The organism is Arthrobacter sp. 24S4-2, assembly GCF_005280255.1.
GTDB lineage: Bacteria > Actinomycetota > Actinomycetes > Actinomycetales > Micrococcaceae > Arthrobacter.
This window is the reverse complement of record NZ_CP040018.1, coordinates 4,262,827-4,289,629: the sequence shown is the minus strand read 5'-3', so window position 1 is coordinate 4,289,629 and position 26,803 is coordinate 4,262,827. Positions and strand designations below refer to the sequence as shown.

24 protein-coding genes are annotated in these 26,803 nt (G+C 64.6%); 14 read left to right on the top strand and 10 right to left on the bottom strand.

What is annotated here, in order from left to right:
• Positions 1-244: 244 nt before the first annotated feature.
• A complete protein-coding gene (locus FCN77_RS19895; protein ID WP_137323652.1) occupies positions 245-502 on the bottom strand; it encodes a hypothetical protein in 258 nt (85 codons plus the stop codon).
• Positions 503-760: 258 nt separating this feature from the next.
• Here FCN77_RS19895 and FCN77_RS19890 point away from each other — a divergent pair, with 258 nt between their 5' ends.
• On the top strand, positions 761-1,456 hold the full coding sequence (locus tag FCN77_RS19890; protein ID WP_137323651.1) for a TetR/AcrR family transcriptional regulator C-terminal domain-containing protein: 696 nt from the start codon (positions 761-763) through the stop codon (positions 1,454-1,456).
• A 17-nt stretch (positions 1,457-1,473) separates the two neighbouring features.
• On the opposite strand, the gene FCN77_RS19885 is transcribed toward FCN77_RS19890, so the two are convergent.
• Entirely contained in the window at positions 1,474-2,211 is a 738-nt protein-coding gene (locus tag FCN77_RS19885; protein ID WP_137323650.1) for a GAF and ANTAR domain-containing protein, read from the bottom strand.
• A 155-nt stretch (positions 2,212-2,366) separates the two neighbouring features.
• On the opposite strand from FCN77_RS19885, the gene FCN77_RS19880 reads away from it, so the two are divergent.
• The gene (locus tag FCN77_RS19880) at positions 2,367-3,767 is read left to right on the top strand and encodes a MinD/ParA family protein (protein WP_137323649.1); all 1,401 of its coding nucleotides are present in this window, start codon (positions 2,367-2,369) and stop codon (positions 3,765-3,767) included.
• Positions 3,768-4,296: 529 nt separating this feature from the next.
• A complete protein-coding gene (locus FCN77_RS26405; RefSeq protein WP_217496161.1) occupies positions 4,297-4,518 on the top strand; it encodes a hypothetical protein in 222 nt (73 codons plus the stop codon).
• 209 nt (positions 4,519-4,727) lie between these two features.
• On the opposite strand, the gene FCN77_RS19875 is transcribed toward FCN77_RS26405, so the two are convergent.
• Both FCN77_RS19875 and FCN77_RS19870 read right to left on the bottom strand, forming a co-directional pair.
• Positions 4,728-5,456 (bottom strand): hypothetical protein, encoded by a 729-nt coding sequence (locus FCN77_RS19875; RefSeq protein WP_137323648.1) that lies wholly within the window; start codon positions 5,454-5,456, stop codon positions 4,728-4,730.
• A 348-nt stretch (positions 5,457-5,804) separates the two neighbouring features.
• Positions 5,805-6,518, bottom strand: coding sequence for an S-layer homology domain-containing protein (locus FCN77_RS19870; protein WP_368074294.1), 714 nt, complete (start codon positions 6,516-6,518; stop codon positions 5,805-5,807).
• A 335-nt stretch (positions 6,519-6,853) separates the two neighbouring features.
• Here FCN77_RS19870 and FCN77_RS19865 point away from each other — a divergent pair, with 335 nt between their 5' ends.
• A complete protein-coding gene (locus FCN77_RS19865; protein WP_137323647.1) occupies positions 6,854-9,013 on the top strand; it encodes a glycogen debranching N-terminal domain-containing protein in 2,160 nt (719 codons plus the stop codon).
• On the opposite strand, the gene FCN77_RS19860 is transcribed toward FCN77_RS19865, so the two are convergent.
• Together FCN77_RS19860 and FCN77_RS27800 are read right to left on the bottom strand one after the other, a co-directional pair.
• Complete coding sequence (locus FCN77_RS19860) at positions 9,010-9,396, bottom strand: hypothetical protein (protein ID WP_137323646.1); 387 nt, start codon at positions 9,394-9,396, stop codon at positions 9,010-9,012. The genes FCN77_RS19865 and FCN77_RS19860 overlap by 4 nt on opposite strands.
• Positions 9,397-9,573: 177 nt before the next feature.
• Positions 9,574-10,902, bottom strand: coding sequence for a CAP domain-containing protein (locus tag FCN77_RS27800; RefSeq protein ID WP_368074293.1), 1,329 nt, complete (start codon positions 10,900-10,902; stop codon positions 9,574-9,576).
• Between the two features lie 228 nt (positions 10,903-11,130).
• On the opposite strand from FCN77_RS27800, the gene FCN77_RS19850 reads away from it, so the two are divergent.
• Both FCN77_RS19850 and FCN77_RS19845 read left to right on the top strand, forming a co-directional pair.
• Complete coding sequence (locus FCN77_RS19850; RefSeq protein ID WP_137323644.1) at positions 11,131-12,348, top strand: MFS transporter; 1,218 nt, start codon at positions 11,131-11,133, stop codon at positions 12,346-12,348.
• A 165-nt stretch (positions 12,349-12,513) separates the two neighbouring features.
• Entirely contained in the window at positions 12,514-13,071 is a 558-nt protein-coding gene (locus tag FCN77_RS19845) for a DUF1579 family protein (RefSeq protein ID WP_137323643.1), read from the top strand.
• A 203-nt stretch (positions 13,072-13,274) separates the two neighbouring features.
• On the opposite strand, the gene FCN77_RS19840 is transcribed toward FCN77_RS19845, so the two are convergent.
• Both FCN77_RS19840 and FCN77_RS19835 read right to left on the bottom strand, forming a co-directional pair.
• On the bottom strand, positions 13,275-13,886 hold the full coding sequence (locus tag FCN77_RS19840; protein ID WP_137323642.1) for a carboxymuconolactone decarboxylase family protein: 612 nt from the start codon (positions 13,884-13,886) through the stop codon (positions 13,275-13,277).
• A gap of 156 nt (positions 13,887-14,042) precedes the next feature.
• Positions 14,043-15,266: an aminotransferase class I/II-fold pyridoxal phosphate-dependent enzyme gene (locus FCN77_RS19835; protein ID WP_137324874.1), complete on the bottom strand. Its 1,224-nt coding sequence runs from the start codon at positions 15,264-15,266 to the stop codon at positions 14,043-14,045.
• A 365-nt stretch (positions 15,267-15,631) separates the two neighbouring features.
• Between FCN77_RS19835 and FCN77_RS19830 the strand changes: the two genes are divergently transcribed.
• Positions 15,632-16,447, top strand: a complete 816-nt coding sequence (locus FCN77_RS19830; protein WP_137323641.1) for a hypothetical protein — start codon at positions 15,632-15,634, stop codon at positions 16,445-16,447.
• A 272-nt stretch (positions 16,448-16,719) separates the two neighbouring features.
• Here the strand turns inward: FCN77_RS19830 and FCN77_RS19825 are convergent, their stop codons facing one another.
• Entirely contained in the window at positions 16,720-17,502 is a 783-nt protein-coding gene (locus tag FCN77_RS19825) for an IclR family transcriptional regulator (protein ID WP_137323640.1), read from the bottom strand.
• A gap of 446 nt (positions 17,503-17,948) precedes the next feature.
• Here FCN77_RS19825 and FCN77_RS19820 point away from each other — a divergent pair, with 446 nt between their 5' ends.
• Genes FCN77_RS19820 through FCN77_RS19810 form a run of 3 tightly spaced genes read left to right on the top strand, consistent with a single transcriptional unit; the run spans position 17,949 to position 20,548 of the window.
• Complete coding sequence (locus FCN77_RS19820) at positions 17,949-19,322, top strand: MFS transporter (protein ID WP_137323639.1); 1,374 nt, start codon at positions 17,949-17,951, stop codon at positions 19,320-19,322.
• Between the two features lie 39 nt (positions 19,323-19,361).
• Complete coding sequence (locus FCN77_RS19815) at positions 19,362-20,126, top strand: SDR family NAD(P)-dependent oxidoreductase (RefSeq protein ID WP_137323638.1); 765 nt, start codon at positions 19,362-19,364, stop codon at positions 20,124-20,126.
• A complete protein-coding gene (locus FCN77_RS19810; RefSeq protein ID WP_137323637.1) occupies positions 20,123-20,548 on the top strand; it encodes an RbsD/FucU domain-containing protein in 426 nt (141 codons plus the stop codon). Before FCN77_RS19815 ends, FCN77_RS19810 begins: the two co-directional genes overlap by 4 nt.
• Before the next feature lie 147 nt (positions 20,549-20,695).
• Here the strand turns inward: FCN77_RS19810 and FCN77_RS19805 are convergent, their stop codons facing one another.
• Positions 20,696-21,610: a phosphatase PAP2 family protein gene (locus FCN77_RS19805; RefSeq protein ID WP_137323636.1), complete on the bottom strand. Its 915-nt coding sequence runs from the start codon at positions 21,608-21,610 to the stop codon at positions 20,696-20,698.
• Between the two features lie 282 nt (positions 21,611-21,892).
• Here FCN77_RS19805 and FCN77_RS26045 point away from each other — a divergent pair, with 282 nt between their 5' ends.
• From FCN77_RS26045 to FCN77_RS19790, 4 genes are all read left to right on the top strand, one after another.
• Positions 21,893-22,069 carry a hypothetical protein gene (locus FCN77_RS26045; RefSeq protein ID WP_175417321.1) on the top strand — a complete coding sequence of 59 codons (177 nt, stop codon included), beginning with the start codon at positions 21,893-21,895 and terminating at the stop codon, positions 22,067-22,069.
• A 464-nt stretch (positions 22,070-22,533) separates the two neighbouring features.
• Positions 22,534-23,598, top strand: a complete 1,065-nt coding sequence (locus FCN77_RS19800) for an o-succinylbenzoate synthase (RefSeq protein WP_137323635.1) — start codon at positions 22,534-22,536, stop codon at positions 23,596-23,598.
• 9 nt (positions 23,599-23,607) lie between these two features.
• Positions 23,608-24,345 carry a VOC family protein gene (locus FCN77_RS19795; RefSeq protein ID WP_137323634.1) on the top strand — a complete coding sequence of 246 codons (738 nt, stop codon included), beginning with the start codon at positions 23,608-23,610 and terminating at the stop codon, positions 24,343-24,345.
• 245 nt (positions 24,346-24,590) lie between these two features.
• Complete coding sequence (locus tag FCN77_RS19790; protein ID WP_137323633.1) at positions 24,591-26,666, top strand: PhoX family phosphatase; 2,076 nt, start codon at positions 24,591-24,593, stop codon at positions 26,664-26,666.
• Positions 26,667-26,803: the final 137 nt, after the last annotated feature.

The following is a 26,803-nucleotide window of genomic DNA, read 5'->3' as shown; positions in this document are numbered from 1 at the left end:
TACTAAGCATGATTACTATTGGATCTGAAGGCCCCGCGAGGTTGACCGTGTTGGTGGCGCTCGGTCGAACCCCTGAAGGGCGTCACTTCCTGAAGGGGCGTGGGCTGCCGGAAGGACGCGCCGGGCTGCTGCTCTTTGGGCATGGAAAAGGCCGGTTCCTGAGTCAGCCCCCAAGGCTGACTCCCGAACCGGCCCTTTAGGGTCCGTTGCTCCGGGGAGGCTGCTTTCCTGCCCCGGACGCCGGCTAGACCAAGACCGGGTAGGTGGCCAGGATGTAGTCCGCGGCAGCGGGCCCGGTCATGCGCAGGCCGCTGTCTGAAGACCGTATTCTGTGGTCCCTCATCGCGGACCAGAAGTCCGCCGCGGGTGCCGGGGTGGAGTGGTTGAGCACGCACCAGCTGGTGTACAAGCCGTAAAGCTGGTCCTTCCGCAGTGACAAGTCGCCGTCTTGGTCCGGGGCGGTGGCTTCACTCAGGAAGCGGTCAAAATGTGAAACGGCCATGCCTGGCTCTTTTCCGTACCGTGCATCATGTGCCGCCATGTGGCTACAGCGGCTGCACTTCAGAGCCGCGCACAGGGCCTGAAGCGGGTCCACGCCCTGATCGTAGCGGCAGTGGTGCGATGCATCCCGTGGCCCTGATTAAGGTTCCTCCGTATGTATCTACACCGTAGACTCTAGGCGTAGACTACGGGTTAAGCAATAGCTGGCTGGCCGAACTCGGCCATTTGGCGGCCATTCAAAGAGAACTGGATCACCACCATGACAGCCCCGCAGGACGCAGTCTCCAGAAAGCGCCTTAACCGTGAGGTGGTGCTCCAGGCGGCACTCAAACTGGTGGATGACGAGGGCCTGGAGGCCCTCAGCATGCGGAGGCTGGGCCAAGCCTTGGACAGGGATCCCATGGGTCTCTACCGCTATGCGACCAACCGCGCGGATCTGCTGGACGGGATTACCGAGCTGGTTCTGAACGAGCTGGAAATCTTTCCGCAGGACCCGGACTGGCAGGCCCAGCTGCGCAGGATCGCCCACGACCTGCGGCTCCTGGCCCTCCGGCATCCCAATGTTGTGCCACTGTTGGTGACGCGCCCGCTGTCAACGCCGCTTGGCCTGCGGCCGCTGGGCACGCTGCGCCCGCTGGAGCAGATTCTTGGCCTGCTGATCGAGGCAGGCTTTGCGCCCAACGACGCTTTGCACGTCTACCGCGCCTACTACGGATTCCTGTATGGCCACATCCTGAATGAACTCCAGGAGTTCATCGTGGACCCGGAGGAAAACGTGGCGTTGCTCCGGCTAGGCCTTCATAGGCTCCCGTCGCGCGAATTCCGCCACCTCCGCAAGCTGGCGCCCGTGCTGGCGGACTACGACGGCGCGGCGGAGCTGGACCAGGGGATCAGCATACTTCTGGCCGGCCTCGCCGAGCGGCTGGCCGGACCGCAGGTGAAGGCGGGAGACTAGGCCCGAGGCGCTGGGGGTCAGGCGGGGTCGAAGTGTGTGTGGACCTCGCCGCCAGCGAGGTTGCCGAGCATCTCCTCCGCCACGATGCGCAGCTTCTGGTTGCGGTTGCTGGACACCTTCGTGAGGATGGCCATCGCCTCGGCCTGGGTGCAGCGGTTCTGGCCCATGATCACCCCGCAGGCGAGGTCAATGGAGGTGCGGCTTTCCATCGCGGCGGCCAGGTCATGCGCCAGTGACTGCGCTGTACCGAGACGGACCGCCAGCCTCACGGCGCCGCCTGCGAGACCGGCGAAGTCCGCCGCCTCCTGGATGACGTCGTCCGTGAAGACGCCGGACGAGAAAGCGAAGAAGTTCAGTGCGGCGGCCGAATCCTCGCCAAGTTCCAGCGGCACGCCCAGGGTCCCTTGGCATCCCTCGGCCACCAGCGCCTCGCGGTAGGCAGGCCAGCGAGGATCCGTGTTGACGTTGCCCAGCAGCACGGGTGCCTTGATGCGGAGCGCCTCGATGCACGGGCCGTCTCCGATGCGTTGTTCAATCTCATCCAGAAGGACGGCTTTGGGGCTGCTCCCGGCCACGGTGGAGGTCCGCCGCCGGCGCTTCAGCGTCACTCCGCACTCCACCTTGCTGGACGTTGCCCGGCTCAGCGCGGCGGCCGCCATGATGGACAGGCGCTGGAGGAACTCGGCAACATTCTCGGTGCCGATGATGTGGTCCTGAAGTTCCAGGACGCGCTCGTGTTCGGGGGAGTTGGCCATGCCTCAATGTAAAGCTCCCACCCTTGCCCGGCAACTGTGTGCGGTGTCTCTCCCTGTCCATGTGGCAGACTTTGGTCCGTCAGCGCCTAGAATTACTGTTTGACCGAAGCCCTAAGCGCCGCTGCAAGCTTTGCCGACAGTCCTGGGGGACAAACATGCCTGAATCGGCCGACAAGAACGACCGAGCCACTGCATCCAACGCAGGGCAGTCGCATACGCGCCGCCGCCGCGACCTCCGTCGCCCGGCCGGTGCATCTGCGGATGCCCGGACAGGAACCATGCCCTCCGCCGCCACTCCGAACAACAGCCGCACCGCCGCGCCCACCCGGCGCAGCTCCTGGGCCGAAGCCGCGGCCGTCGCCGACGCGCAGGCCGAAGAGTCCGGCGGACCGGCAGCCCCCTCGGCGGCTCCCGCCGCAGTCCCGGCTCCGGTTCCTGCCCCGCCCGCCTCCCAGCCCGGCACCTCCCAGCCCGCCACCTCGCGCCGTTCCGTCCCCGCGGAACCCAGCGCGCCGCCGTCGTACGTTCCCGCAGCCGACAGTGCTCCTGACACCGTTCCCGCCGCTGTACCCGCTCCGCGGGGGGCCACCCGCCAGGCCGCGAAGCTGGCGGCAGCGGACGCTCCCGTGCCCGACTTCATCACCTCGCCTGGTTCCTTCGTCCGCCAACAGAAGCCGCGACCCCGGGGCGGCTTCCGCGGCGCGCTCTTCGCCATGACCGGCGGGGCCATCAACCTGGGCCCCGGCCCCCGGCAGCGCGAAGAGGATGAGCTGGGCCGGCGGATCTCCCGCCAGCTCCAGGGCAGCTACAACACCGCGGTGCTGAGCCTCAAGGGCGGCATCGGCAAGACCTCCACCACCGTGGGCGTGGGCCTGACCCTCGCCGAATACCGCGGCGACGCCCCCTGCGCCATCGACGCCAACCCCGACTCGGGCGACCTCGTGGAGCGGGCCCTGGGCGAGGGCATTTACCAGCAGGCCAGCCCGCGCACCATCACGGACCTGCTCAAGAACATCGACTCCGTCGATTCCCTGACGGCCCTGGCCCGCTACATGCACCACGCCGGGCGGCTGCACCTGATCGCCGGGGAGCAGGACCCGGAGGTCTCGGACTCGCTCACGGCCGAGGAATACCTGCGCATCCGCAAGCTCATTTCCGGCTACTACTCCGTGGCCCTGACCGACTGCGGCACCGGCGTGACCCACAACGCCATGAGCGGCATCCTGCAGTCCGCGGACAACCTGGTGATCGCCGCCGGCTACGCGGTGAGCGGCGCCAAGCGTGCCCGCAGCACCTTGCAGTGGCTGGCCCACCATGGTTACGAGGACCTGGCACGCAATGCCATCGTGGTGATCACGGACAAGGACGAGGTCTCCTCCCGCGTGGACAAGGACGCCATCGAGGAACACCTCTCCGGCATCTGCCGGCAGCTCATCGCCGTCCCGCACGACCGCGGAGTGGCCGACGGCGACCTGGTCACCCTGGACGTGCTGAAGCCGGAGACCCGCCGCGCGTACAAGGAGATCGCGGCCGCGATTGTGGACGGGTACGTCTAAGCGCGTCCCCTCCTGCTTCGCGTGCCCAACTAGGTCGCAGTAGATGTCGTTATGAGCGCTCATAACGACATTAACTGCGACCTAGTTGGGTGGGTTAGACGGCGCTGGAGGTGCACGCAACCGTCTGTCGGGAAGGTGGTCAGTCTAAGGGGCCGAGCGGGAGAGCCGTTGTACCCAGGTTTCGCAGGGACCCCACCAACGCGTTTGCGCCCTTTGCCTGCACAGAGCACGTCACCGATGGTCCTGAGGTGGCGGTCACGATGTCAAGCTTCTGGGCGTGCCTGGACCAGGACCCTCCCATGTACTCGTTGGCCTTGTCTATGCAGCTCACGGCGCTAACGCCCGGGTCTGGGTCGGCAAAAACAACCTCCGCTGTATGAACCTGGTCGCATGCAAGTACCCTGCCAGTGAGTCTGTTGCTGCATTGACGCAAGGCGGGGTGGTCCTCCGTGCTAAGCAGATTCCGGATGGAACCGGACGCGGCCAGCTCCGGCGGTACGATAACAGCGCAGGCTTCTACTGAGGCCACATGCTTGATTTCCAAATCACTTCGGAGGACGTCCACTTTGAAGATGCCGCCGGTGAACTTGACCAAGTCTTCCGGCGTGCAGTTGCCATCCGTGGCGAAAACTTCTGCAACGTGACTCGCATGGCACCCGATGGTCATTCCTGCGGCCGTGAGGCAATCACCGGCTCGAATCGCGCCGTCGCCAGGTGGTGGAGTCTCAGGCAGGGCAGCGGCACCGTTTGAGACGCTCCGCGGCGCGGGCGCGGGTGAGGTTGCCGACGGCGGAGCCTGCTGACCTGGTGATCCCCACAGGTCGATGAAAAAGCTGCCCACGCCAGCCAAGGTCCCGACGACGGTGATAGTGGTTAGGGCCTTTGCAGCAAAGGGCCCCGAGATCCACCTGAAAAGACCTCGCGGTGTCTCGCGTGGACTGGATCCTTCTATCGGTTCGGTCACTCCACGGTCACATTCGAAATCACAGCCACAGCAGAACCATTTTCGCGGCGTTTTTCGCTATCCAGATAGATACGAACCTTGACAGCATTAACGTTCTTGATGGGAATCGAAACCTCTTGAACGGTATTGAACGGAACACGGTAGACGTCTAGCTGCTTTCCATTGCCTAAAACCTTGACTATCAGTGTCTGCTCGGACGATGTTGAGTTATTGGCCTGCCCTACGCGAAAACTGAGCTGATCGAAGTTGTTGGCGAGGCGTAGCTCCAGCGTGTCGGCACCGTCTTCGTAGGCATTAGATATTTCTGTGGAGATCCCGGAGACGTCGGACTTGTCAGCGACATCGAAGCGATTTTCCGTCCAATCGCTTGAGGGCCGGAAGAAGTCCGCCAGTGTGAGGGGGGAGCCCGCCTTTTCCGTAGCCACGGTTTCAGGGGTCTTGCTGTCGGCTGCTGCCGAAGATTGCCCACTAGACGGCGAGCTGCTGGAGGAGGCCCTGGATGACGTTGAGATCGAAGGCTCTGTGGACGGAGTTGGAGAAACGGCGGATGCCGAAGTGCCGGCGGCTGTGGAAGTCTCAGGAGCCGACTGCGCTCCCACCGCGGCGCATGACGACACGGCAAGCGTACTGACGAACAAAATGGCGCCGAGGCCGATGGACTGTTTCTTCAAGTTCCCCACCACTTCTTCAGAATCAATAGACAGACGCCCGAATTCACGCAGCACCCTTGGCCGCGCGACTCTAACCCGAGCGTAATTTGAGCCAATAATGCCACGATCTTTGTACCCACTCTGCAAGGCGTGGCAGACAAACCATAGGAATGACGGCTTGGCAGCCTGCTGGGGCGAAGATATTGCCTATGTGAAGCAGGAAATACGTTTGCGTCGGACAATGTATGTCGTCACATGTGGCCTTTCAAGGACATCGTGGGAAGTCAGAGCTTGCGCATATCCGACGTCCGAGGCTGTTCAATCTCTTTCGGCCTACCGGTTGGTCATGTTGCCCAACTAGGTCGCAGTAGATGTCGTTATGAGCGCTCATAACGACATTAACTGCGACCTAGTTGGGTGGGGTTATACGGCGCTGAACTTTGAGTTGAAGCGGAACATGAACGCCGCCATGGCGTCCCGGTTCACTGGCTGCAGCGGGCGGAACGTCCTAGTCCTGTCCACTTCCGGCCAGCCGGTGGCGATGTCCTGGGCCGCCAGCCACGTGATTTCGTGATAGTAGGTGTTGTCTTTGGTTACGTCGGCGAACGGCGATACTGCCGGTGGATCGAACGCTGGCCTGCCGGCCAGCCGGTACATGAACGCTGCCATGGCGTCGCGGCTGACAGGCTGGCTGGGGCGGAACGTCTTGCTGTCGTCAGGTTCCGTCCAGCCGGTGGAGATGTACCGGGCAGACAGCCAGACAATTTCCTTGTAGAACATGTCACCCGGCGCCAGGTCCGCGAACGGCGAGACGGGCGGCGGCGAGAAATCCGGTTTTCCCGCGAGCCGGTGCATAAACGCAGCCATCGCGTCACGGTTCACCGGATTCAGCGGCCGGTAAGTCTTGGTGCCGTCAGGCTCCAGCCACCCCGTGCTGATGCCCTGGCCGGCCATCCAGTTGATCTCCGTCTCGAACGGGGTGCCCGGCGGAACGTCGGCGAACGCCAGCGGTGACGCCGGGGCGGTGAGCTGAATGGTTTTCTGCAGCCCGGACACTGTGCCGCCCATGCTGGCGCCACCTGCCGCGGTGGCCGCCGGCACCGTCATCATGGCCAACAGCGCCAATATCACAGCCATGATTACCGGCCCCAACGTTTTGGCCCGCACCAGCATTTTCAATTGTTCCCCCACATTTTGAAATCCAAATGGCACCCGAAAGTGCAAGTGAGCGAAGTCTATTCGGGTCCGATAAACAAGTCGAACAACGGCTATTTCCGCCGGCCTTTGGGTTGACCGAGCAGACGGCCATTTGGCGCCGACCGCAGGAGCGGCGTATTGGCCCCGTTAGGCTTCCGCTATCTCGGGACAGGGGAGGGTCCAGATGCCCCTTGCCGGGCGTCGTGCGGCTGTTCCATAGTTTTGGATATAGGTGTGATCTTCACGGTATTCAGCTGCGAAAGAAGAAGCCCAAGATGGCCGGACGGAATGTGGACAACTTTGCGGGCTCCGCTGGTCCCGGAGCCGTGACGTTGGTCCAGGGGACGTCATTCTGCGTTTCGGCTGCCAATGGTGACATGGCAGCGAGCAAGCCGCAGGGCGTGTTCTTCCAGGACACCCGGTTTATCAGCGACTGGAACCTTACGGTGAACGGTCTACATGTCGAAGCGCTTTCTGCTACGACTCCCGAACCTTTCCACGGCGTCTTCATCGGAAGGCCGCTTCGACATGACCATGCCGACACCTCGTTGCTGATTGAGCGCGACCGCAAGCTGGGGACAGGTCTGGTGGAGACTGTTACCGTCCACAACTACTCCCGGACGCCTGTGCTATGCCGTATCGAATTGTTTGCCGACACGGATTTTGCCGGCCTGTTCGAAGTAAAAGATGGTCGTCAGGACCGGCGCAGGAGCCGGACCCGCCACGGAGGCCAGGAACACGTAACCCTGGAGTCTGAGCGGCAAGGCCACCGGCACCGCATAACGGTCGCATTTCCCGGCTCGCGGGAGGATGGGGAAAGCCTGGCTGCTGAAATGACGGTCCCTGCCCATGGAGATCGGTCCGTTATCATCTCGGCCATCCCCGTGTTGGAGGGGACAGATGGCCAGCACGGCGCCGGAACAGGCGCAGCCGGTCCAGATTCCTACCGGCGCGTCATGCACTGGCGTGCGGCCATGCCTACCGCCGATCTGCAGGACGAGGCAGTCGAGAATGTCATCAGACGCAGCCAGGAGGACTTGGGGTCACTGCGGATCTTTAACCCGGATCACCCGGACCGCGCTGTCGTGGCTGCCGGCGCGCCTTGGTTCATGGCGCTGTTCGGAAGGGACAGTCTGCTCGCCTCGTTCATGTCCCTGATCCTGGACCCGTCCCTCGCGAAAGGGACGCTCTTGACCCTGGCCGAACATCAGGGAACAAAAGTTGACGCATCATCGGAAGAAGAGCCGGGCCGGATCCTCCATGAAGTCCGGCTCGGTGCCACAACCGGCCTGGGCTTGGGCGGCAGCCATGTGTACTACGGCACCGTCGATGCAACGCCGCTCTTTGTTACTGTGCTGGCGGAGCTGAGCCGGTGGGGACTTGAGGATGCCGCTATGCGCGAGCTCCTTCCCGCAGCCGACAGGGCGCTTCGATGGATGGAGGAATACGGTGACCGCGATGGCGACGGCTTCATCGAATACCAGAGGAAAACGGATCAGGGTCTGCGCAATCAGGGGTGGAAAGACTCCGGGGACGGGATAAATTTCGCTGACGGAACGCTCGCTGAACCACCGATAGCGCTCTGCGAGGTCCAGGGCTACGCCTACGCGGCTTACATCGGGCGGGCGCTGATCGCCACCGCCCACGGCGATACCGGGACTGCCGATGCCTGCGTGGCCAAGGCCTCACGCCTCAAGCACGCGTTCAACGACCGGTTCTGGCTGCCGGAGCGCGGGTACTTCGCGGTCGCCCTGGACCGGGACAAGAAACCGGTGGATGCTCTCGCCTCGAACATGGCCCACTGCCTGTGGACCGGAATCGTCGACGATGACAAGGCGGCCCAAGTGGCGGGGCACCTGATGTCCCCCGAAATGTTCACCGGGTGGGGAATCCGGACGCTGGCGACGAACATGGGAGCCTACAACCCCGCCAGCTACCACAACGGATCCGTGTGGCCCCACGATAACGCCCTCGCTGCTGCAGGGCTCATGAGATACGGCTTCGTCAACGAAGCCCAGAAGCTTTCCTATGCACTGCTGGAAGCCGCCGACCACTTCAACGGGCGGCTTCCCGAACTTTTTTGCGGTCTGGACCGGGCCAGGTACCCGGTGCCGGTCCCGTACCCCGCCTCATGTTCTCCGCAGGCCTGGGCCTCCGCAGCACCGGTGCAGCTGATCAGGACGCTGCTCCGATTTGACCCGGGACTCCCATGGGATGAAATATGGCTTGCCCCTACGCTGCCGGCTCAGAACACCCGCTTCCACCTGGAGAATGTGCCCTTCTCCGGGGAGGGCCGGCTATCCATCCACGTGGACGGCGGATCCGTCACCGTCCAGGGACTGCCCAAAGAGATCGAGCTGCGCCATGAAGCACGGCCGCCGCTTCTGGAACTTCTCAAGCTGAGCCGGCGGCCGCCGGGGATAGTTGCTGACTAGGGCTTTTTCCCGGTATCGGTGCCGGGCTTACGGAGGGGGTCCACGGTGCCGTCCGCTCCGTAGTCACCCTCTGAATACCGGCCGATTTCGGATTCAGCAGTCCGGCCCGGTGTCGGTCCGGCATCACCATAGTCGGCCTTCACGTAGCGTCCCGATTCCCTGGCCTTGTCACCCAGGGGTTCGGGCAGTCCGCCTTCGCTGCCGGCCGCACCATAGTCCCCTTCGCTGTATTGGCCTTCCTCATCGTCGGCATGACGGCCGGGCTGCGCACCGGCCTTGCCAAAGTTGCCTTCAACGTACCGGCCCCGCAGATCTGGTTCTTCTGGCTTCTTTTCCGAACCTGCCTCATCCGGGACATCTTCGAAGCCGCTGTTGTCGGTCATGACCGTGCCTTTCCCGAAACGAACTCTGCGTCTTCTATGGCGCAATCTAAGTCTAGCGAGGGCCGCCGCTCCCCAACAGGCGGCGGGTCGAGCACAGCCTTTGTCCGGACCAGCGAACGGCGGAAGCCGGCCACGGGTGGTTCCCCGTGACCGGCTTCCCAGGTGTCAGAGCCGCGGTTAGCTGCTGTAGGCCATGGCCAGGCGGTACATAAACGCCGCCATGGCGTCACGGTTGACGGAGTTCAGCGGACGGTAGCTTGCTTTGCCGTTTCCTTCATCCCAGCCGGTGGAGATATTCATGGAGGCGAGCCAGGTGATCTCCTTGTAGAACTGGTTGCTGGTGGACACATCAATGAACGGCGAGGTGGCCGGGGGAGTGAACGTGGGCTTGCCCGCCAGCCGGTACAGGAACGCGGCCATGGCGTCGCGCTTCACCGGCGTCAGCGGACGGTATGTGAACTGGCCGTTGCCTTCGTCCCAGCCGCCCGAAATGCCGTACGTTGCCAGCCAGTTGATCTCCTTGTAGAACTGCGTTCCGGGAGGAATGTCCGCGAACCAGGAGTATTGCGGCGGGCTGAACGGGGGTTGGCCCCTAAACCGGTACATGAACGCCGCCATGGCATCACGGTTGACCGGTGTGACGGGCCGGTAGGTGGTGGTGCCGTTCGCTTCCTTCCAACCGGTGCTGATGCCCTGGCTGGCCAGCCAGTGGATCTCGTCCGCGAACTGCGTTGTGGAGAGCACATCCGCGAACGGCACGCCGATTTCGGATCCGCCGTTAAGGAAGTCCTGGGCCGTGGCGTAGGTTCCGGCCGGCGGCACTGCGAAGTTGAAGAAGTTGACTGTGCCCAGGAGGTACTCCGGGTCGGCGATCCGGGCGATGCCGACGCCGATGGTGGTGTAGTTGGGGTCGCTCATGATCGCGTTGTGGCCGGGCGATGCGATCCACTGGTCCACCAGCCCGGCTCCCGAGGAGTCCGGACGGCCGGCGATGATTTCCGCTGCGTAGGTCCAGCGGTCGGCCACCCGCGGGTCAGTGTGGAAACCGGGGTTGTGCTCGAAAGTGTCGGTGCTGGCCATGTGGTCGGACCAGTCCTCGGCCATTTCCGACACCGTGGCGTTGAAGGTCACGGGCTGCAGGCTTTTCGAGGCCCGGAAAGCGTTGATGGCGTTGAAGACATCGATGATCTGCTGGCTGTTGGCCCGGTCAATGGTCCCGCCGGCAACGGCCGCGCCTTCGGTGACGGGACCGCCGTCGGCCCTCAGCGGCGGAGCTGCCGGAAACTTCGGCGAGGCCGCTGACCCGGCGGCCGGCGGCTGGACCGAGGCCGGTGCAGGTGCGATTGCGGCTGACCCCACCCGCTCCACCTGCGCGGTATCGGACTTCTCGGTGCCGGGTGCCGCCACGGCTGCCGGGCCGCCCACCACGAACGTCGCGGAAAGCAGGGCCGCGCACGCCGCTATGGCGGATAGCGAATGCGGCCGGGCCGAAGATTTATTCCGCACAGAACGCGGATTGACGCTAAACAATTGCAATTGTTTCCCCCAATTAGACATGTGAGCCTGGGGGAAAATGATGGATGCGGTGACTATCTTTCCGGTAGCCCCCAGCATTCGCAGGCCCCGGAAGCACAGCGACAAGCAAAAGAATGGCACAATCCTGGGCGCCCACCAAACATTCCGGGCCGCGCCACGGAAACCGGTTTTCAGCCGGGCCTGCATAGGATGAAAGGGATGACCGCCGCACAAGCCACCAAAGCCTTCAGCCTCCGCAGCATTGCCGTTCCCGCGTTCGGGCCGGCGCTGCTGTTTTGCATCGGCGAAGGGGCCGTCCTTCCGGTGGTGGCGCTCTCCGCCCGGGACCTCGGGGCGTCCGTGGCGGTGGCCGCGCTGATCGTTACGCTCATTGGCCTGGGCAGCTGGTTCTTCAACCTGCCGGCCTCCCTGATCACGCTCAAGTTCGGCGAACGCTGGTCCATCGTCGGCGCGGCAGCAGCCGGTGCCCTTGCGCTGACGGCGGCAGCGCTTTCGTCGGCGATACCGGACGGACTGTGGCTGCTCGCGGCGGCGATGGTCGTCGTCGGGATGGCCGCGAGCGTCTTCAGCCTGGCCCGGCAGAAGTACCTGACCGAGGCGGTGCCGGTGGCCTTCCGAGCCCGGGCGCTGTCCACGCTGGGCGGCGTGAGCAGGATCGGCATCTTCATCGGGCCGTTCGTGGGCGCCGGCGTGATGCAGTTCGCCGGCATCAGCGGTGCGTACTGGGTGGGTGTCGCGGGGATGGCGGCCGCGGCAATTCTGTCGGTGACCATCCCTGATCTGGTGTCCGCGCCCGGCTCCGCTGACGGTCAGCGAGGGCCGGAGCCCACCATGCGCGGCATCGCCGTGTCCCATGCAGGCGTGTTCCTCACCGTGGGCGCCGGGATCCTCCTGCTCAGTGCACTGCGCGCCTCACGCCAGGTGGTCATCCCGCTGTGGGCGGACAACCTGGGGATGGACGCCACCCACGCCTCGCTGATCTACGGCCTGTCCGGGGCGATAGACATGCTGGTGTTCTACCCCGCCGGCAAGCTCATGGACCGGAAGGGACGGCAATGGGTGGCCATTCCGTCCACGGCGATCATGGGCACCGCCCTCATGCTCATCCCGCTGACCGGCAGCTTTGTAGGCCTGCTGCTGGCGGCACTGCTGATCGGATTCGGCAACGGCATCAGCTCCGGCCTCATCATGACCCTCGGCGCGGACTTCTCCCCGGACCGCGGCCGCGGCCAGTTCCTGGGGCTCTGGCGCTTTATTGCCGACGCCGGCGCCACCGGCGGCCCCGTGCTGCTGTCCGGCGTCACCGCCGCAGCCTCACTCGGGGCCGGCGTGTGGGCCACCGGCGTGCTGGGGTTCGCCGCCGCCGTCGTGTTTGCCATCACGATTCCACGGCTCAAACACCGGCGGAACTACTAGCAGGGCTTGCTGCCGGTGACGGCGCCGGAAACGATGGCACCAGGCTGGCTGAAGCCTTTCACGCCGCTCCGCTGAAGCCCATCGCTAGCCGGCGCAAGCAGGACACGCGGACTTCTGGTGGGACGCCTACTGGCGTGGAGGGTGCATCCCGGCCAGACTGCCGGTATGACGATTATCGAGACCATGGCCCCGTTCGTGGGCAGCTGGCAGGGCCACAACCGGCTGCGGTTCATGCCCACCGACGAGTACCAGGAGTCAGCGGCCACCGCGTCCGTCAAAGTGACCGCGGGGGAGTTCGTGACCATCGAGTACGCCTGGGAGCACGAGGGCAAACCGCAGAACGGCCTGCTGCTGTTGGGCTCCGGCCCGGTCTCCGGCTCGGCCGCTGGCGCCGGTTCCGGCGACAGCGAAACCGGCGACAGCGAAACCGACGGCGAAACCGGCGACGGCGAAACCGGCGTTGCGTCCGGAACGGGTGCGGTGGGCGTGTGGGTTGATTCCTTCCACTCCGGGCCGGAATGGATGAACTTTGCCGGGGACATCGGCGTCGACGGCGTGGTCAGGCTGACCGGCTGGTACGCCGCCCCGTCCGGGCCGGACTGGGGCTGGCAGATCCACGTCGAGCCCGGCGACGGCAACGGCGGACGGATCACCATGCACAACATGGTGCCCGGCCATGAGCCGTACCAGGTGGTCGAGGCCGTGTACCGCCGCCATGCATAGGGCGGCCGCTCCCAACTATCGGCGTAAGTTCCAACTGGCCGCGTAAGTGTGGTGACGCTCTCTCACTTCCTGCACGTCTTTCCCGGACGCTATCTCACCATTCCCGGCGTGTGCGGCACACGGTGAGACAGCGTTTGGGTCTTTCTGCAGGAAGTGAGACAGCGTTTGGGTATTTCGGCAGGAAGTGAGAGAGGGTCTGGGGGTCAGGCGTCGCGGTGGCGGGGTTTCGCTGCGGCCCCGTACTGGGCGAGGGGCGTCAGCAGTGCCGCCCGCAGCTGCGGGGACAGCTTGGTGGGAACGTCCACCTCGGCCGCAATGGCCTGCAGCGTTCGGCTCATGAAATTCCTCGCGGCCGCAGCCAGGGTGATGTCCAGGATTTCCCGGTCGGTGAAGCCGTGGTCCCGCAGCTCAAGGGTGTCCGTGTCAGTCATGGCCACGGCGTCGGTGCTGAGCCGTTCGGCATACTCCATCATGGCCACCTCCGCCGGTGACAGCCCCGCGTTGTGGTAGTCCCGGGCGATCTGCACCAGCTCTTCCTCATCTATGGCCCGCAGCGCCTTCAGACCGTGGGCCAGCCGGCAGTGGGCCGAGCCGAGGGCCTGGGCGGCGGCCAGGGTGATCAGCTCGTAGCGGCGCACGTCCATGTTCTGGGTGATGGCGCTGATGAGCGCTTCGAACGCCAGGTAGGCCTCCGGGTTCACTGCCAGGTCCTTGGTGTGCTTGGCGACATAACCGTGGGACTGGAGATCGTCGTCGTAAATCTTCGCCTTCAGGCCGAACGCCTGGCTTTCGGGAGTGGTGGCGAGTATGGACATGGGGATCCTTCTTCCGGCTGGGGCCACCGCGCTGCACGGCGGTGGAGAGCCCTGGCAGCGCCGGTGCGGACAAATGCGATATTCCTCCGCGGCCCGCGGCGAGTCAACACACGGCCCGGCGTGTTCACCAGGCGGGCCAACGCATGCGGCCCCCGCCTAGCCAATCACCGCGTGGCGGATGGTCTCCTCGAAGGCCGGCAGGCTGCGTTCCACCATCTCCTCATTGGCCGTCAGGGAGATGCGGAAGAAGCCCGGCGTCTCGAACAGGACGCCCGGCAGCACAAAGACGTCGCGGGTGGCTAGGGACTCGGTGAAGGCTTCGTCGTCCGGCACCGGCGAACGGACGAACAGGTAGAAGGAGCCCTCCGGCCGGTGGAGCTGGTAGCCCATCCCGGTCAGCTCCCCGTAGAGGCGGTCGCGTTTGCGCTGCAGCTGGCCGACGTCGATGGAGAACGTCTCCAGCGCGGGGAGCGCGTACTGGAGCAGCGCATTGGGGTAGATCCAGCCCAGGGCGACCTGCAGCGCGCTGAGGATTTCCCGCAGGGCGTCCCGGTCCGGCATGGTGGGCGGCAAGGCCAGGTAGCCCATCCGCTGCCCGGGGGCGAGGTGGGTTTTGCCGTAGGAGTAGGCCAGCAGGGTGTACGGATAGTATTCGGCCGGGCTGTGGAAGCGGGCGCCGTCGTACACGATCCGGTTGTAGGCCTCGTCGGACAGGAGGTAGATCCGGCGGCCGTTCTTCTCCGAGGCCAGGTCCAGCATCGCGGCCAGCTTCACCAGCAGCGCGGGCGGGTAGATCCGGCCCGTGGGGTTGTTGGGCGAATTGACGATCACCACCCTGGTGCGGGGCGTAATGGCAGAGGCAATGGCCATGAGGTCCAGGTCGAACGTGTCCGTGTTGATCCGCACCTTGACCGGAACCAGGCCGGCCTCGGTGAGGATCGGCTCGTACAGGAACCACGGCGGCAGGCTGTAGATCACCTCGTCGCCCGGATCCGCCACCGCCTTCAACGCCATGGCAATCGCCGTGAAGCCACCCGTGGTCAGGTGGATGTCCTCCGGCTCGAACGGCATCTCCAGCAGCCGCTCCAGCGAGGCGGCAGCGGCCTGCTGGGCCTCGATGCCGTTGGATTTATATGCGAACCACAGTTCATTCCTGGGCTCCAGCTGGTCCCGCAGCGCCGCGACATATGCCTCTTGCGGCATTTGATGGGGGTTGCCGAGGGTGAAATCGCAGATTCCCGGCTCGTGCTGCCGACGGGAAAAGGTTGAGCTGCGGAGGTATGAATTGAGCAACAGCAACGACGGGATGGAGGCCACGGCCCGTGCCCTTGCGGGGAAATCCACCCGTGTGGAGAGCTTGGAATCATATATACCGGCCATAGGACCATCCCCTGTTTTGAGCAGCATGCAGTTCAGCTCGCTGCTGAGCCAGTGGAGGCTGTGGTGCGACTCATTCTGGCCTTCGGCGGGGTCGATGTAAATGGCGCCGGCATGGCGGCGCCCCGGCGCCATTTTATGAAGACACTACGTGTCGCCGCAGTTTCGGCCACTCGCAGGAACACCCGTAAGGTGGATGGCGGACCGCTGCGCTACTTGTGCGGCATCCCGCCGGTTGACCGGGAACTGGGCTCGATCAACTTCGCACTTCACCCCGCACGCGACACTCGACCGCGGCACCCCAATGCGGCCCCCCTGCGCCTTGCGCGCGCCTTCCCTCGGGGGCCGCCAAAACCCAGGAGTATCGTTTGCTTCAGATCAACCTTGTTGCTGCCCTCGCTGCCCTGCCCCTGCTGCTGGGCCTCGGAGCGGCCCCGGCCGCCGCACCGTCCGCATCAGCCCCGGCGGGTCAGCCGGCCCCGGCAGGTGAGTCTGCGCCGGCAGTCCAGACCGCGGCCCTTCAGCCCGCGAAAGCCCAGGAGGCGACGATCCAGCCCACGAAGGTCCGTACTCCGCCCGCCTCCAGCTCCTCGGTGAAGGTTGTGGACACCACCGCGGCCATATCCGATCCCGCCTGGTTCAAAAAGGCGTACGACGCCGGCATCCGCCTTTACGTGATGCACTCCACCGTGTGGGGTACTTGTGACCCCTGGTCCCGGACCCAGGCCCAGCTCAAGATGGCCCTGGACGCCGGCCTGAAGATCGCCGTGTACACCCGCGACGCCTCCTGCTGGCAGGGCGGCATCACCGCGGCAGGACCCTACGCTTCCCAGCTGCAGTTCTTCGCCCTGGATGTTGAGCCGGGCAGCCCGGTGGTAACCCGCGCGATGGTGGACGGCGTCCGCAGCATGGGCGTACGCCCGGTCATCTACAGCGGCAGCGGAATGTGGCCCCAGCTCATGAGCAACAGCATGGCCTTCTCCGACGTCCCGCTCTGGGACACGAACACCAGCAACCTGAACTACTCCACCTGGACGGCCAATTACCTCGCGCCGTCCCCGGTGCAGTACGGCGGCTGGAACACGGCCGGCACCATGCGGATCGGCATCCAGCAGAAGTTCGAGCACAGCCTCAACGGCGTCCCCGTGGACCTGAACTCCTTCAACGCCTCGTTCCTCAAGTAAGGCGGGCGCGGTGTCAACGTCCGGAGTCGTCTGCACCGAAGAACACCAGTAGCTGAGGCTGGTCCGGGCCGAACTCGTGGGTGCCGATTTCGACCTGAAACGATGATCAACGTTGCTATTAAGGCGTCTCAAATGGCGAAGATTCCGGTCTTTCCATCAGCCAGCGAGCCGCGCCAGCGGCGATGGTGGGCGGCGTTTCTGAGATGGCAATGACCGTTCCTTTTCATCAGCATCGAGCTGTTCGATTGGTTCGAGCCGGTACTGAAGCAATGTCATCCCGTAGCCGTTGCCAATGACGGTTCGCTCTGGCCTTTAGGCTTCCAGCCGAGCTCGAGGGAGATGGACATAGTCGTCGCAAGAAGGTCAGGAACGCTGCGGCGAAGCTCCTCCAAGCCGGTCTTCTCTCGAAACGTCGTAATTGATATCGCGCCCGCTACGCGGTCGGCGTGATCCCATACGGGTGCCGCTATGCAGTTCGAGACGATGTCGAACTCGCCGTTGTCCTCAGCCCATCCTCGTGCGCGTACCGTTTCAAGACGCTTCACAAATTCGCTCCTCGAAGTGATGGAGTTGGGCGTTCGTTGTTCGAACGTGGCGGTATCCAGGATGGATTCACGGCGGGCGTCATCAATGAACGCGAGAATGGCCTTGCTGACCCCAGCCGTGTGGATGACCACGAATCCGCCGATTCTTGTGTTCAGGCTGATGGATTGTTCGGGTTCGACTTTATCGACGTAGACAATGCGGCTGGCTTCCGGCACAGCGAACTGAACAGTGTGGCCAAGGTGTTCACTGAGCCGGACAATGTGGGGGTGCACGACTGACCTGAGATCGAACTGTTCCAAGGCCGACTGTGCCAGGCCGGCCAGCCGGAACCCGACGCCGAAGAAGCCGCGCTCATCTGTCCGCACAAACCCCGCTTCGATCAAGGTCTGCAGGATCCTTGACGCTGTTGTTCTGTGAACACCCAGGTCTGCGGCGATGTCTTTAAGCGTCCGCGGATGTTCACTGCAATATTCCAGAATTTGGATTGCCCGGGCTACCGTCTGCGACATGGTTTCTGCTCGATCCTGTGTTTTGGTGGTCAGTCGGGATTACGGCTCATCTGCTAATCCGGTTTCCCAGTTTAGACAGCAGGCCACCTGAACCTGGCGTTGGCGGTATCACGGGTGCCAGCGGCTTAAGCAGGCCAGCCAGCCAGATCGGGCCCCCTTTCGCAGCATTCGCGTGGCGCGCAGAGGACGAACACCAGGTTTGTGCCGAGAAATCCTGCAATACCCCCTCCACAGCGTCGTGTGCAACATGTGCACATGTTGTGTATAAATCTACGATTCCACGAGCGGGGCAGTCAAGGCGGATCGCGCCGTTCGTGTTTGGCGAGGTTATTTACGTGCGTCCCTTGCACAGCGTGTGCACATGGTGCACACTATTCCTTGTGTACGACTAGTCGTGGGATCGCCAGATGATCCGAGCGGCTTTGAATTAAGCCAAAGGAGTCTTGATGAAGACATTGATTTCAGCCAGGCAGCGCTCGGCCCAGCTCACATTCGGGGAGCTTGGAGACCGGACCCTGGCAAAGGTACGGCGCCGGATCATCCCTGTGATCTGCCTTCTATATTTCGTCGCATTTTTGGACCGGAACAACGTCGGATTTGCCAAACTGACCATGAGCGAAGACATCGGCCTGACCGCCACCGCCTACGGCCTTGGTGCCGGTATTTTCTTTATTGGGTATGCCCTGTTCGAAGTCCCGAGCAACGGCGGCATGTACAGGTTCGGGGCGAGGAAGTGGATCGCCCGGATCCTCATCAGCTGGGGCATCTGCGCCGCAGCCATGGCTCTGGTCAACGGGGAGACGACGTTCTACGTCATCCGATTTCTGCTCGGAGCCGCCGAAGCCGGCTTCTTTCCCGCCGTTGTCTTCTACCTCACCCTCTGGTTCCCGGCGGCACAGCGGGTCACCGTACTCGGGCTGTTTATCCTCGCGCAGCCGGTCTCCAACGCCATCGGCGCCCCCCTCTCCGGACTTCTGCTGAACCTGAACGGGCTGCTGGGCCTCCACGGATGGCAGTGGCTGTACATCATTGAAGGCATCCCCGCCGTCATCTTGGGAATCCTGGCGCCCCGTTTGTTGACCGACCGCCCCGAGGAGGCCCACTGGCTCCGTCCGGACGAACGCAGCTGGCTGAGCACGACCATGGCCAACGAACTCGCGGAGAAGCAGCGCAGCGGTTCACACAGCTTCCTGGACGGGCTGAAGGACCGGCGCGCCCTCGTGTACGCGTTCCTGAACTTTGGCATGGTTTGCGGCATCTACGGCTTTGGATTGTGGCTCCCCACCGTGGTCGCCGGATTGGGCAAGCTCGATCCCGCACAAGTCGGCTTCATCGTCGTCATTCCCTACGCAGCCGCAGCGTTCTTCGTCTTCTACTGGAGCCGCCGGTCGGACCGGACCGGCAAACGCGCAGCCCACGCCAGCATCAGCATGCTCATCGCAGCATTCGGGCTGACGGGAGCCGCGTTCCTCCTCCCGGTCAACCCTGTCGCAGCCCTGGTGTTCCTCACGATTGCCGCCATGGGCGTATTCTCCGCGACCGCACCCCTACTCTCCATGCCGTCGGCCGCCTTGGGCGGCGCAGCCGCCGCTGCGGGACTGGCGCTGGTCAACTCCATTGGAAACGTCGGAGGATTCGTAGCTCCCTACGCGGTGGGGCTCCTCAATGACGCCACACACAGCAACCTTGCCGGCCTGCTCTTCCTGGCTGGCTGCCTGGTCATCACGGCCATCGCCACGTTCCTCTACGCCCGGAACCGGCCCGAAGGCACAGCCGCTCCGAGCGCCGTCGCCGCAGCCGCACTCGCAAAAACCATTTAGTCGCAGCCGGAGAAACGGCTGGCATGAAAGGAACAAATCATGGTGTTTGAACAGTCACTGCGTGGAAAGACCGCTCTGGTTACAGGTGGCGGCACCGGCATCGGTCAAGGCATCGCCCTCGCCCTTGCCAAGTCCGGAGCCAGAATCGCCATCACGTACAACAACCACAAACCCGATCAGGATTTCGCCGATGACGTGGAACGCCACACGGGACACCCCCTTACCTCCCTGCAGCTGGACGCGACCATCGAAACGGAAGTCCAGAGGACAGTCGAGGCCCTCGGCCGCGACGTTGGACGGCTGGACATTCTTGTAAACAATGTCGGCGGTCTCATCCAGCGTTCTGCCATCGCCGATATGGATTTCAACCTTTGGAAGCAGGTTCTGGCCGTCAACCTGGACAGCACCTTCCTGATGACCCATTTCGCCCTGCCACTGATCAACGGCGGCGGCCGCATCATCAATATCGCCTCACTGGCAGGACGCAACGGCGGACACGCCGGGGCGACAGCCTACGCCACATCCAAAGCCGCTATCTTTGGCTTCACCCGTGGGCTTTCAAAGGAACTGGCACCCTCCGGTATCACCGTCAATGCGCTAGCCCCTGGCTTCATCGAAGCGACGCCCTTCCATGACACCTTCACCACCGCGGAGTCCAAAGCCGCCACGGTCGAGACAATCCCGCTCGGAAGGGCAGGAGTTCCCGAAGACGTAGCAGGCGCGGCGTTGTGGCTTGCTTCCGAGCACGCGCGCTTCGTCACGGGCACCGTTGTCGACATCAACGGCGGACAGTACTTCGCATGATCACCGGACAGCTGACGCATCCACGAATCATTTCCGCGCTGGCAGCCGCCGGCCACGGTGCCACCGTCCTCATCACGGACGGACACTATTCAGCAGCGACCGCAGTAGGACCAAACGCAGAAACCGTCTACCTGAACCTGCAGGCCGACTTTCCAACGGTGCCCCAGGTATTGGCCGCCGTCCTCGGAACCGTCCACATCGAAAAACTAACGCGGATCACTCCCTCCGAAGACGCAACTCCGTGCCTCGTTCATACGGAAATCGATGGCCTAATGCCCGAAGGCGCCGAAACGGAGTTCGTTGACCGATTCGAATTCTATGACCTCGCCAGGTCACTGAATCTTGCCTTGTGCGTCGTGACGGGTGATTCACGGCGGTTCGCTAACGCACTGCTGACGGTGGGCGTACTCCAAAAAGGCTAAAGGCTGAGGGCACCGCTGATGCCAATAGCCAGGGGAACCGCGCCGGGTCACAGGTAGTGGCCGCTGTGCCCGGCACGGTGTTTCCTGTAGTGGTCAAAGGGGGCCACAAGCGCCTCAAGTAAGGCGGGCTTCGCGGCCGGCGGCCCGTCAGCGGCTGCCGGCCACCCGCCGTCGTGCGGCAAACGCGAACAGCGCCGTGGTTGCCAGGGTGGCCAGATACCCGGCCACCACAATCAGTGAAATGCCGCCCCAGAAGTAGCTGGTGGTGCTGCCGCCCTGCCCGGGGACATACCGGGTGAGCAGGAACAGGGCCGCGGCCGCAAACACCAGCCCGGCCAGGGCCGGTAGCCCCAGCCACCAGCGCGAGGACGCCCAATGCCCGCCAAAACCGTCCCACACGTTCCAGGTGTTGCCGGTGCGGATGATCAGCCATCCGGCCGGGATCACGAATGCGCCCACCAGCAGGAAGGCCGCCACCACGTCGGCCGGGCGGTGCCACTGGTTCACTACAGTGGAGATCCCGGACACGATGGCGAAGCTGCCGCCCACAAACCCGGCAAACGGCCGCCACCGCGGGGAAGCCATCAGGAACACGGCGGCGGCAGCGGACGCGGCCAGCGTGGTGTGGCCTGACGGCAGCGAATTGAGCTCGAGGGTTTCCACGCCGCGGAAGGGCCTGGCCGGCAGCAGTTCCTTGAGGACCTGCGTGGCGATGTTCGCGGCAATGCACGCCGCAACCGCAATGCCGGCAGCCCGCCAGCGCTTCCGGATCACCGTGACAAAGAGAACCACGACGGCGGCCACCACCAGCGAAATGGTGGGCAGCCAGTCCAGGAAGCTCGTGGCCGCCTTGCCCGCGGGCCCGTGGATGGCCACGGCCTCCACCAGTGCGGATTCGTCGATGTACTGGCCCGTGGTGGTCCGGACGAAGAAGTAGTAGGTGGCGATCAGGCCGGCGACGCACGCCAGCGTCGCGAGGATGCACAAAGCACCCAGGCCCCTAGCTCCGCGCACCTGCCCGGCGGGCCGCCGTCGTCGGGAATCTTTAAGGTGAGAACTCATCACCTTCAGCGTGCCACAGAATGCTGGGAGCCGCCTGCGGTTCGGGCGGCGGGGCACCGTACCGCCGTAAACCACTGGCGCGAAACCGGCTCCAAAACAGGTAGCAAATACTCGTGCTGGCGGCCGTCCGGCTTCCTAATGTAGGGGTATCGGCCGCCTGCCGATCAGCACTAAGCGGTCGGCCGATGCGGATGCCAATGCCCACAACGACGGTGACACGCGGGGCATTGGCATCCGCAATCAACGCACCTATTCCTTAGCGTTTTGCAGTGCCGTATTCGCATGCCGCAGCGTGCCGGATTAACTGAACACGGACGGCTCGCAGGCGACGTGGTTTATGCCTCGACCGACCAGAAGGAAGTAGTGTCCGCCGAGGTCACGCACAACAGCACCCGGCACGCGAAGGACATCTGCAAACTGCTGGACCGCGCCAAGGATGACGGCCACAACCACCGGTGAATCCAGGTTTCTTGTTGGGGCCTTGGCCGGGGCCTGAGCGGGGGCCTTGAGCCTATCCTCGCGGCCACCAACTCGCTTCTCACGGGCTTCTAACTAACGGCCATCATGCGCTTTTGCGGCGCGTGATGGCCCCTTCCCTGAGTACATTGGGGCGGCCAAAAACGAGTAGCGGGTACTCATGCGTCGGCGGCCCGGGATCCCTAGGATTTTATCAACGGTCCGGTTTTAGACCGGCCGCCCCGCAGCAGATCCGGCGGCTTACCGCAGGGAATGTGCGCCCGGGGCTCCTTGAGCTGGGCCGGCGGCGACGAGTCTCATAAACGTGAAGCTCGCCCCCAGTCGTCGTCGGCCCTACCAAGGGAGCCTTGGCTTCCGTGTCACCTTGGTAGTGTTCCCGCTGTGATTCTGCAGCGGGCCTTTTTTGTGTGGGCTGGGCTGTCGGTGGTGGCCGGTAAAGTGAAATCATGCCCGCCGACGCATCACGCCAGCCCGAACTTAAGGACGCAGACCTCCCGTCCCTTGACCAGCTCCTGGCGTCAGCCCGCGTGGTGAGCCTGCCCATGCGCGTGAAGTTCCGCGGCATCACCCAGCGCGAGGCCCTGCTGCTGGAGGGCCCGCTGGGCTGGGGCGAATTCTGCCCGTTCCCCGAATACGGCGACGCCGAAGCATCACGCTGGCTCGCCTCCGCCGTCGAGGCCGGCTGGCGGGGATTTCCCGAGCCGCTGCGATCCGTGATTCCGGTGAATGCCACCGTTCCGGCCGTCTCCGCGGACCGTGTTCCGGAGGTGTTGGCCCGGTTCGGCCGGGTGGATGCCGTCAAGATCAAGGTGGCTGAGCGCGGCCAGACCCTCGAGGACGACGCCGCCCGGGTTGCCGCCGTCCGCAGCGCCCTCCCGGACGCCGCCATCCGGGTGGACGCGAACGGCGGCTGGGACGTGCCCACCGCGGTCGGGGCACTGACCCGGCTGTCCGCCGTCGGGCTTGAATACGCCGAGCAGCCCGTGCCGGACATCGACGGCCTGGCCGAGGTGCGCCGGCAGCTGCGGGCCGCGGGCATTCCCGTGCTCATCGCCGCCGACGAAAGCGTGCGCAAGGAAGAGGACCCCCTTCGCGTGGCGCGGGCTGGTGCCGCCGACCTCATCGTGGTGAAGGTGGCGCCGCTCGGGGGAGTGCGGCGCGCACTGGACATTGTGGCGCAGGCCGGGCTGCCCGCCGTCGTGAGTTCCGCACTGGACACCTCAGTGGGGATCCGTGCCGGGCTGGCACTCGCCGCCGCTTTGCCGGAACTGCCGTACGCCTGCGGGCTGGGGACCGTGTCCCTGCTCGCGGCCGACGTCACCCGGGATCCGTTGGTGGCCGACGACGGCGCCATCCGCCTCCGCGACGTCACCGCCGACGCCGGGCTGCTCGAGGAGTTCGCCGCGCCCACCGACCGCCGGGACTGGTGGCTGGACCGGCTCCGCCGCGTGCACGCAGTGCTGGCTTCCCGCCAGGGTGTGCCTCCCATATCGGGTACTACCTGGGTATAGTCGGGCCGTATGGCGCTGCGACTTGTTCAGGTGAATTTCAAGGCTCGGGATGACTCAGCACTCGGCCGGTTTTGGGCGGAGGCGCTCGGCTGGCGTGTTTCCAGCGAGGGACCCGGTGTGACCAATGTTGAACCCGTGGGCTTCGTCTGGCCGGACCCCGCCGCCGTCTGCGTCGATGTCGTCACCGTCCCGGACCCCGAGACGGTGAGGTACCGTGCGCACCTCGATCTCGCCACCACTTCTGCGGCCCATCAGGTGGAGCTGGTCGCGCGCCTGCTGGAGCTCGGTGCGACGCCCGCAGACGTCGGTCAGGGTGATGTGCCGTGGACCGTCCTGGCTGACCCGGAGGGCAATGTGTTCTGTGTGCTGGAGCCTCGGGAGATCTACCGGGACACCGGGCCGATCGCCACGGTGGTGGTCAACTGCGCGGATCCGCGAGCCATGGCCCGGTTCTGGAGCGAGGCTACGGACTGGACCCTGCATGAGGTGACCGACGATCATGCGAGGCTGCGTTCGGCCCAAGGTGTCGGGCCATATCTGGAGCTACTTCGTACGTCCGGCGTGGAGACCGTGTGGAACCGCGTCCATCTCGACCTGATGCCGTACCCCGGTGACGATCAAGCGGCAGAGGTGGCCCGGCTGCGGGCTCTGGGCGCCACCGACGCCGACGTCGGCCAGGGTGATGTGCCATGGGCATGCCTTGCCGACCCAGAGGGCAACGAGTTCTGCGTCCTCACCCCCGGCTGACGCAGAGCCTCGGCTCCTAACCGCGCGTTCGGGCGATGCAGGCGCAGAGTTTTCATGACCCTCTCTCACTTCCCGTCGGTTTTTGGGCGATCCTCTCTCGCTTCCTGTCGGTTTCCGCGCGACCCTCTCTCACCCCGCGCGCAAGGGTCGCCGAGTTCACCGGATCTTCATCTGGCTGACGGCTACCGGTTGTGAGCGGCTGGCAGGGTGGGCGGGACCGCATCGAATTCCCCTGGAAGGCCCCCATGTCTGAAACGACCGGACGCAAGTTTGCCCTACTCCCCATGCTCGGCCACACCAAAGGCAAGCGCAGCCCCGTCACCTGCGCGCTGAAGTGCGACAACGCCTGCTCGGGCGAGGTGTGCAACACCAGCTCAAACAGCTACTTCCGCGACATCGCTTCCGCCACCATGTCCCGCCGCGCCGCCCTCGGCTTCGGCGCCGCCGGCGCGCTCGCCGTCGTACTCGGCAGTGCGGTCAGCTCCGCTGAACCCGCCAGCGCCGCGGGACTGTCCAAAGCCGCCAGGGAAGGCTTCGGCAAGTCCAAGCTGCAATTCACGGCCATCGCGCCGGTTGACAAGGCCGTGGACGCGTTCACCGTTCCGGAAGGCTTCGCCTGGCAGCCGATCATCCGCTGGGGCGACCCGCTGTTCAACGACTCACCGGACTTCGACCTGGCCCACCAGACCGCCGCGGCGCAGGCCCGGCAGTTCGGCTACAACAACGACTACACAGACATCGTCCAGATCCCGGACAGCAAGGGCCGCCGCGCCGTCCTGTTCACCAACCACGAGTACACCAACGAAAACATCATGGTTCCGGCCGGGTATGACGCCGCGGAAACCCGCGCCATCGGCCGCGCCGCCCATGGCCTGGCCGTGGTGGAACTCGAGCGAAAAAACACCACCAAGCCCTGGGGCTACGTCAAGGGAGCCCCGCTGAACCGCCGCTTCCTCTCCGACACCTCCTACGAGCTGACCGGTCCCGTTGCCGGCTCAAACCTGGTCAAGACCGTGGCCGACCCCTCGGGCCGGGCCATCAAGGGCACGTTCGGCAACTGCTCCGGCGGCACCACGCCGTGGGGCACCATCCTGTCCGGCGAAGAGAACTTCAACGGCTACTTCGTCACGCCCGGAACGTCCGCTTCCGATAAGCGCTATGGCCTCACAGACAAGCCCACCGCGCGCCAGTGGGAGCTTGACGACCCGCGCTTCGACGCCCGCAACACCGGCTACGAAAACGAAACCAACCGCTTCGGCTGGATTGTTGAAGTGGACCCGTTCGACCCCACGTCCACCCCGCGCAAGCACTCAGCCATGGGCCGCTTCAAGCACGAGGGCGCCAACGTGATCGTTGCCGCATCAGGGCACGTGGTGGCGTACATGGGCGACGACGAGCGTTTCGACTACCTGTACAAGTTTGTCTCTGCCGAGAAGTACCGCGAGGGCGACCGCCGGCACAACATGGGGCTGCTGGCCCAGGGTGACCTCTACGTGGCCAAGTTCACCGGCAACTCACCCGCTGGCGAGATCGACGGCTCCGGGGCCCTTCCCGCTGACGGTGCGTTTGACGGCTCCGGCGAATGGTTGCCCCTGGTGGTCGGCGGCGCCTCGGCGGTGCCTGGCATGTCCGTTGAGGAAGTCCTGGTTTACACCCGCCTCGCCGCGGACAAGGTGGGCCCCACCAAGATGGACCGCTGCGAGGACGTCCAGCCCAGCCTGCACACGGGCAAGGTCTACGTGGTCTGCACCAACAACTCGGACCGCGGCAAGGCCGGCAAGGAAGGCGCGACGGAGGTCAACCCGCGCAACGCCAACCGCGACGGCCACATCGTGGAAATAACCGAAACCGGCGACCAGACTTCCACCAAGTTCAACTGGACCCTCCTGATGGTCTGCGGCGATCCGGCGCAGGGCGACGTCACCTACTTCTCCGGCTTCCCCGGTGACAAGGTCTCGCCCATATCCTGCCCGGACAACGTGGCCTTCGACTCCGTGGGCAACCTATGGATCTCCACCGACGGTGCTCCCTCCGGGATCGGCTACGCGGACGGACTGTTCAAGGTCACTCTGGGCGGCACCGAACGCGGCAAGGTGGAGCAGTTCCTGGCCGTGCCGCGCGACGCCGAAACGTGCGGGCCGATCGTGGACGACGACGAACGCACCGTTTTCGTCTCCGTGCAGCACCCGGGTGAGGAAGGCAGCTTCGACGCGCCGCACTCGTACTTCCCGGACTACGTTGCGGCAGGCACGACGCCGGCGCCCGGCCAGGTCCGCGCCCCGCGGCCGTCGGTGGTACAGGTCTTCCGCACGGACGCCTAGCACCCGTCACTAGTTCCGACGCTCTCTCACTTCCTGTCGGGTTTTGGGTGACGCTCTCTCACTTCCTGTCGGGTTTTGGGTGACGCTCTCTCACTTCCTGTCGGGTTTTGGGTGACGCTCTCTCACCCCCGTGGCCG